This is a genomic window from Vibrio sp. 10N.222.49.C9 (assembly GCF_041474985.1).
In the GTDB taxonomy this organism is placed as follows: Bacteria; Pseudomonadota; Gammaproteobacteria; order Enterobacterales; family Vibrionaceae; genus Vibrio; species Vibrio crassostreae_C.
The window spans coordinates 1-296 of sequence record NZ_JBFRVD010000675.1; the positions used below are offsets into that span (position 1 = coordinate 1).

General features: G+C 44.3%; 1 pseudogene. It reads left to right on the forward strand.

The features are described from left to right. A pseudogene (locus tag AB4585_RS25030) lies at positions 1–296 on the forward strand (polysaccharide lyase family 7 protein); the annotation flags it as partial.

The window sequence follows — 296 nt, forward strand, 5'->3', positions numbered from 1 at the left end:
GCTTACTGGGAACACCTGCTGAGCTACTTTAAAGCGGGCGTGTACAACCAATTTGAAAATGGTGAATCAGAAGCTCACTTCCGAGCACTCAAAGTTCTAACGGGCGATTCAAACACTGCTTACGATTGGGATATTGATAGCTGGAAGCTCACTATTCCTGCGAGCAAAGATGATTGGTATGGATCTGGTGGTGACAGTGCTGCAGAAATCACACCTGATCGTTGTGACTACTCAGACAAAGACACGCTAGCGAATGATGAAGAAGTTTACGACTATGACAATAATATCGCTTACTT